At 59.7% G+C, this 4469-nt stretch carries 1 protein-coding gene; it reads left to right on the top strand.

Going from position 1 to position 4469, the window contains the following annotated elements; all coding sequences use genetic code 11:
• The first annotated feature begins 147 nt into the window (after nucleotides 1–147).
• On the top strand, nucleotides 148–4380 hold the full coding sequence (locus HPC46_RS33790) for a helicase-related protein (protein ID WP_233717032.1): 4233 nt from the start codon (nucleotides 148–150) through the stop codon (nucleotides 4378–4380).
• Nucleotides 4381–4469: the final 89 nt, after the last annotated feature.

Here is a 4469-nt window from a genome sequence, read left to right as displayed (position 1 = left end):
CAGCTCGTCGACGCCCTGCGCCGACACGCTCACCCCGACACCGGCGCCGACACCAAATCTGTCGGTGCCGCCGCCTAGAGTTCATCGTGGATCGTCACCCAAATTCCACGCGACTCGGGACATGCTCAATCCGGTGATGCGCCGATCATGATCTCCACCGATGCGGGTGCCGAGGGTCAGAACTTGCAGTTCTGCAACTGCGTGCTGAATTACGATCTTCCCTGGAATCCCATGCGAATTGAGCAGCGCATCGGCCGCGTGGACCGCCTCACCCAACCTAAGGACGAGGTGTTTGTTGCCAACCTCTACGCGCGAGGAACTATCGATGAGAGCGTCTACGGGCTGCTAGCTCACAAGCTTCGCATGTTTGAGCTGTTGTTCGGACAGGTCACGACGATTCTGGGCGAGCTCGATGACTCGAAGACTGCAAGCTTCGAAACACGCGTCATGGAAGCTCTATTCGCCGAGAACGACTCCAAGATGCAGAAACTCCTCAACCAGCTTGGCACCGAGCTGGTTCATGCCCGCGAAAAGGCCTCCGAACTGATTGCCGCCGATAGCGGCATGAGCCAATGGATGGCGTCCGCATTCGACCATCGCGAGGGGCTCACTAAGGCTGGCAGCACGGAGCTCGCACCTGAGGTGAGCGAACGGGCGCGGATGCGACAACGGCGGGTGCAAACCTGGGTACGCAACGTTCTTCATGCGCTCAACGCCGTGATCGTGCATGACACCGGTGACGGCGACGGAGCCTTCCTGTCAGCGAAATTCGACGAAGAATTCGAACAAGAGCTCGGCGGCCGCACTTTGATGCATCTAGCCTTCGACAGGTTTGGCCTGGAACACCACCCCGACGCCGAACTGTGCGCGGTGGGCTCTCCGGTATTCGACGAGCTACTCGGGCTTCTTCGCATACGCGGAGACATGCACGCCACTGTCCCCATGATCCCCGACGATATCGGCCCCAGCCCGTACCCCCACGTACCTTCTATCCGGTTGGTTCGTCGGCGCCTAATTCCATCCGGCTCATGGAGCGGCCAAGCAACGTTCCGAACCACTATCGGTGAGGCCGAAACTACCGAACACCTCATTACGGCAGATATCAATGGGCACAACGAGAGCCGGCTACCGCGCCGACCTCTCCAAGACGGAGAGTCGCTTCCGCCGTCGTTCGGATCAGCGCCGAAAGTGATTAGCCAATTTGAACGCGCGGCTAGTTCCCAACTCGAAAGGCTACGTCGCGAGCGCTCCAAAATCATTGAGAAGGAACAAGATCAGGAGCTAGGCCGGATCGCCCGTGGATACAAGGCCCAGATCGCCGATAGCACCGGCGAAGAACGCGCCCGCTTACAGCGGGCCTTGCGCTCAGAAGAAGCCCGACTTAGCCGACGCCCCGATGTTCGAGCTCGCGCCAAGATACTTGCCGTAACTCTGCACGAAGACGACTGGGTGGTCGAGGAGACGTGGATAGGGCCAGGTGGCGACGAGGCCACCTTGACCTACGAGTGGGGTGCCAAGGAACCGCCCATCGTGAAGAGCGTTGTCTCCGGAAATGCGATTGGAGTACTGGCACTGTGCTCCGGCACCCACTGGGTCGACCAGTCCGAAGTGGCTAGCTGCGAGTCGTGCCAACGATCATTGTGTCAGGCGTGCGGCGAAGATGCAGCTTTTGCGGGCTGTGCCGTGTGCGGGCAGCTCAGCTGCGGCCAATGCCGCCGTGACACCGGGGGACTTTGCCGGACTTGTGCCTCACCCGAACGCGCCCCCGAAATGGACGACGAGTTCTCTGTCGCATGGAAACTCAACGGCAACATCATCGTACGAGTAGGCGAGCGAGTTGCCGAACTAGTGCGACCTGCCTCGACGTCGCCCGAAATTGTCGTCGCGCATCAGGACATTGGGAACTCGCAGCAGGCCCGTCTACGTGCGTACGCAAAACAAGAAGGTCTTCCGCTGGACTGCGGACTCATGTCGCGGAACCTAACCGGACACCCCGAGCAATCCGGAGGCGCGCGTGCCCGTCTGTACGGAAGCGAGAAGATCGATGTCGAACTATCTATCGCACCCGAGGCCAACTCGTCGATTGACAGCGATGCCGCCTCCTCGGTGCCGCAAGCGCCTGAGGTCGAAGTTGTCTCCGAAGACCAATTTGGACTCGCCAGCCTACTCAAGAAGTTGCGGAGCGAAGTTGCGCCCCGACCGCGCCCAGCAGTACTTGTCACCCGCCGTTCGTACTTTGTCGATGCATATCTCGAAGTGGATCGAATTGTGCGAGAAGCGTCCTACAACACAGACGACGGATCCCCTCGAGTTACGGATGTGCAGACTGCGGACATCCGCTGGCATTCACCAGCATCTGGCGAATCAGTCGTCGGCGTCGCAGAACTCGCCGACATTTACGTCACGCTGCAGCGCAGGAACGAAGCCATTCTCGTCAGCGCTAGGCAGAGGGACGCTGAGCTCGGCATGTGGATCGCATGTCCGGAAATATCCTCAGCTGCGGAACAACTTGGCTGCTACGACTTCCTCTGCTCGCTGGGCATGCCAGGCGGGAGGCTGGGCAAGCGAACAGGTGAGGTGCTACAAATTGTTGGCGACTTTCCTACGCCTTCGGAGTGTGAACTCTACGAACGGGATATCCGCCCAGTCGCAAGTCTTGCAGAGCTGGCAGCCGACACGGATGTCGTGTCCGCCGACAGCGCTTCACTCACAGCATTGGGTGTAGTCCCTAATCACGTTGCAGCACAGAATATTTTGGAACTTCCGAACGAACTGGCCGCGGCCCTGCTCGACAAGACAAATAGGACATTCACTTCGGCCCTGTGTAATGGTCTGGAAGTCTCTGAAACATGGCGAGGGCACGGCACTGCTAGGCACACGTATCAAACATTCGACGGTTCACCGCTCCCGCCTCGCGTAGGTGCCGATGGAATCCGGCAATCAGATTTCGGAGTGTGCCGCGACGGGCACTTCTATGCCGCAGGGGCAGCGGCCCTATGTGCGGCATGCAATTCATGGGCCTGTCCAGCGTGTGACGAAGTGGGCCAACAGGCTTCGGTCACTTGCGAAGGTTGTTCGCAGCCAGTGTGTCGACGCTGCGCGTCTAGCACTCACCACGTGACGGCTGCCCAATGCCTTCTGTGCGCCGACCACGCCTGCAGCAATTGCGGTCGCGATCCACAAGTCGCTGCCTGCGCGACTTGCGAGCGTGCCATGTGCACGTCGTGCCGAGTTCAGGACTTGTGCCCCGCGTGTAGTCAGCTTGCGCCGATCTCCGACGACCAAAGGACCTTCCTGCCCGCAGATCTCGCCGTCACGGGGGCGACCGTCCACGCGGGCATCGACAACGATGCGATCGTTGTAGTGATCAACCGGGGCCGCGCCTACGAACAAGCCATTATCCGCAATGGCGCTATTGATCGATGGATTGCTTTTTACCGCAGTCACATTGACGATACGTACCGGCTACGATTGGCAGCGAGCCGTGAGTTGCAGGCACAGATGATCCCAACGACCGATGTGCTCCAACCCGAGTCGCCACGCACGGACGCCCGACTTGTCGTCCGTTCAACGCGGCTCTTCCGTCCTATCTGGTCGGCCCCAGATCTCGGGGCATTCGGGCGGAGTCCTGAGGGAGAACCTTCCCCTGACCGTGATCTGACCCCGGCCATACGAGCACAATTCCCGCGGCTTGCCTATTGTCCTGAGCCGGTTCTAGAGCCTCCGCGCCAGCTCGTCTCCTTGATGAGCTCTCTCGACGATCCTTCAACCAGCCGCCTCTCCATGCGCTGGGAGCGATCAGGTTTCGATATTGCGATCATTCCGTCTGGCATCAGCGAAATCACGATCGACGATTCGGACGAGCGCGAAGTGATTTCCGAGTGGCAGCAAAACCAGGTGGTGGTGCCGTGGGTGGCAGACTCATGGAATCCCATCCCAACTGTCAGGAAGTTCGCCTCGTGCGGAGACACCGAAGCAGTCATCGCGAACATGGCGACACTCGAAGCTCTGGGTGTTCGATGCCCTGACGGTATTAGTTGGTATGCGATAACCGCATCCAAGCTCGCCCCGGCCGCGACCGTCCTGTCAAGGCAGATGGGGCTCGGCGATGCCGATAACGTCGGCATCTTTACCGACCCACACAGAATCTCGATGTCTGCGGTCACCAATGCTGAGGCGACTTCCTCGAGCGTTACGCCGGTTGGCGAGGTCAAGACCGGTCCGAGATCAACTGAAGACAGCACACGCGAAGCGTTCATTGCCTGGGCTCCGAACGCCGCTGTCACGTCGCCGCAACTCGGTGTGCTCGCAGAGGAACTCCGACTCTCATTGAAAAAGTTGAGGTTGCGTCCAGCAGAGTGGTGTACGAGTCGGACCTGATCAGCGGTACCGGCGTGTCGTAGCCGGATGAATGAAGGTCATCGCGTGATTCTTCGAGAGACCCGCGAAAGTCACTCGAGCAAAGGAAT

This window comes from Mycolicibacterium vinylchloridicum, assembly GCF_013404075.1.
Taxonomy (GTDB): domain Bacteria; phylum Actinomycetota; class Actinomycetes; order Mycobacteriales; family Mycobacteriaceae; genus Mycobacterium; species Mycobacterium vinylchloridicum.
Note: the sequence above shows the minus strand (reverse complement) of the source record. Positions and strands in the feature narration are given on the sequence as shown.